Origin of the sequence: Butyrivibrio sp. (assembly GCF_017940685.1) — a bacterium.
In the GTDB taxonomy this organism is placed as follows: domain Bacteria; phylum Bacillota; class Clostridia; order Lachnospirales; family Lachnospiraceae; genus Butyrivibrio.
This window is the reverse complement of record NZ_JAGAYD010000077.1, coordinates 1-2680: the sequence shown is the minus strand read 5'-3', so window position 1 is coordinate 2680 and position 2680 is coordinate 1. Positions and strand designations below refer to the sequence as shown.

General features: G+C 42.1%; 5 protein-coding genes. All 5 read right to left on the bottom strand.

Going from position 1 to position 2680, the window contains the following annotated elements:
* Positions 1–252 (bottom strand): LUD domain-containing protein (locus tag J6I68_RS05395; RefSeq protein ID WP_292218202.1); only part of this gene is annotated, 252 nt, incomplete at its 3' end.
* A 23-nt stretch (positions 253–275) separates the two neighbouring features.
* Complete coding sequence (locus J6I68_RS05390; protein WP_292218201.1) at positions 276–761, bottom strand: hypothetical protein; 486 nt, start codon at positions 759–761, stop codon at positions 276–278.
* Positions 762–773: 12 nt separating this feature from the next.
* On the bottom strand, positions 774–1865 hold the full coding sequence (locus J6I68_RS05385; RefSeq protein WP_292218200.1) for a GGDEF domain-containing protein: 1092 nt from the start codon (positions 1863–1865) through the stop codon (positions 774–776).
* Positions 1866–1881: 16 nt separating this feature from the next.
* A complete protein-coding gene (locus J6I68_RS05380; RefSeq protein ID WP_292218199.1) occupies positions 1882–2172 on the bottom strand; it encodes a hypothetical protein in 291 nt (96 codons plus the stop codon).
* Between the two features lie 144 nt (positions 2173–2316).
* Positions 2317–2680: PDZ domain-containing protein (locus J6I68_RS05375; RefSeq protein ID WP_292218197.1), on the bottom strand; the 364-nt coding region annotated here is incomplete at its 5' end.

Here is a 2680-nt window from a genome sequence, read left to right as displayed (position 1 = left end):
TCTCTTATCCTCCATAGCATCTCTGTCTATGAAGTTGTAGTTGCCATTTTTTACAGCCTCAACAAGACCTATCTCGTGGGCACTCATAGCTCCGCCCATAGTAACTGAACTCCCTTCAGGAATAAGCTCCAGAGCTTTTTTAAGCGCCTCCTCTTTGGTTGCAGCATAGTAGCCTGTCATATTCCTGGACTCAAGGCCCTTTATTATTGTCTGGGCCCACAGCTCATTTCTCTTTTTTGTCATCTCGTTCATAAAAATCTCCCTACCCTTTCAGATCAATCCTCTGGCTCTGCCTTGCCATATTTCTTCATGGTCTGTCTCATAAAGATTGGCTGAACAATAAAAATGATAACAAAGCCTGCAATAAAGCATATGATGAGGGACCCTAAAAACATCTTTCCAAAATTAAGTCCTGCCATTCCTCCGCTCTGCTTCATGGCCATCTGATAGGCCAAAAACACCATCACAAATGTCATAAGGGGAGTATAGATAAGATCTGAAACGAAGCTCTCAAGACATCTTGCAGGAAGTGTTCCTCTTATAAGGCCAGCCTTATTAAGGACGGCGCTTCCTACCTTTCCCATGGGAATCACAAATCCAATGATCAAACTTATGATGGTACTGACAACAAAGCTTATCAGAAACCCAGGGATAGTAAAGTGACCTGACGTTAACGTTCCAATAAGTGAAAGGCATAAGCTCATGGTAATGCCCATCTTGATCGACATATCTCTTCCAACTAGTCTCATCTTGTTCTCCATAGTGCCTCCTTTTTAAAATACAACCTGGTCTCTTCCATTCTGTTTGCCAAGATAGAGTTTCTTATCAGCCTCTTCTATTGTCTTTTCAACGCCAGAAATCTTGCTGAATTCCTCTATTCCAAAGGTCATTGTCAGTTTGATGGTATGCTCCTTGTAAACATACTCTCTTTTCTTGACGATAAGTCTAAGCTCATCAAGAACCGCCATGGCCTCGTCTCCATTCATCCTTGGAAGAACAAACAAAAACTCTTCTCCGCCCCATCTTGCCACAAAGCCTCTGGCTTTCATAAAGTTTTTGAACTCCTCTGCAAGGGACTGCAGTATAAAATCGCCGGCTTCATGTCCGTAAGTATCATTGACATTTTTAAAGAAATCAATATCTCCAATGGCGAGGCAGAACATGTACTTAAGCCGTGTACTCTCTTTTACAACAACTCTGATCTCCTGCTCTGCAGATCTCCTGTTCATAAGTCCAGTTAAAGGATCTGTCTCTGCAATCTGCTTGAGCCTTGAGTTATACTCTCTTAGTTTGTGCTCTGATTCGATATACTGATTGCAGAAATAATATGCAACTATAGACAGGCAAATTGAAAACAAAATAATGTTGGAATATACAACAATGAAATGTGGTGCTGTTCCAGGCGTAAGGACCGTCTGTCCAAATGGTGTAAAGTAAGAAATCACGCACATGGACCCAGCCATAAAAATACTTGAAATGGCTTTTCTCCTGGAGCCTGTGGTGGGATCATACCACACAATAAGAAAACAGATATAAACAAAATTCTGAAAAGATGCACGCCAGCCAAAAACAATTGTCAAAAATCCTGTAATGAATGTGGCACTGACTAATAGATAATAAAGACATCGCTGGGATCTTCTGGTATAAGTTTCAACAAAAATTCCACCATATATCAAAAGTCCTGCAAAAAAGATCAAAAAAGGCTTAACTCCAAGTCCACTCATCAGGGAATAGAGTCCCATAATAAAATAGAATGGCATCCAGATAATAAGCACAGTTCTCATCAAAAAAAGAAGACCATTTGCTTCATCTTCAAACGGAGATTCTTTTATTATAAGCGCATGAAGTTTTCGAAATAATCCCATAGGATTATCCTCCGTCTCACCCCTGAAGTCCTGCGGACTGTCTGATCATATCCTCTACTACGATGTCATAAATCTCACCAACGCTATTGCAATACTCAAGAACTTTCCATGGTTCATTGGTGTGGAAGTGGATCTTAACAAGGTCCTCATCACCAGCGGCAATAAGTGAATTGCCTTCAAAGTTCTCTGTGATGTAATCCGCGATCTCGTCCTCATCAAGGTCCTTGTCACGTCTGTCTATAAGAAGCTGTGTATCATAGCGATATGCAAACTGATCGTCCTCAGCATCAATACTATTTATTCCCATACTGTTCCTCCAAACTTGTATCAATCTATTAAAATTTTACCACCAACCCCCTATGACAAACAAGGGGTTACGGCTTTTAGGGCGCAATAAAGCCACGATTCTCCTGAGAAAATCGTGGCTAATATTAACTATATACTGCTATGATCAGTGTCCGCCGCCTTCACCTTGTCCTGACTGCTGACCATTTCCACCCTTTGATCCTGGCATAGCTGGCTGCTGAGATCCATCGTACTGTCCCTGGCCGCCTTGTTCGCCGGCATTAGAGTCTGCACCCTGCGTAGTAGCTGCATGTCCAAGAGTTACTGTAAACTCCTGTTCAACATATTCCTGTCCGCTTGGTCTCATGACCTTAACAGAAACTGTCGTGCCTGCAGCATAGTACTGAAGCCTTGTCTGAAGATCATCCATGGATGTGATCTCCTGGCCATCAAACTCAACGATAACATCACCCTTTGCAATTCCTGCATTCTGAGCGCCACCGCCATCTGTTACTTCTGCTACATATACT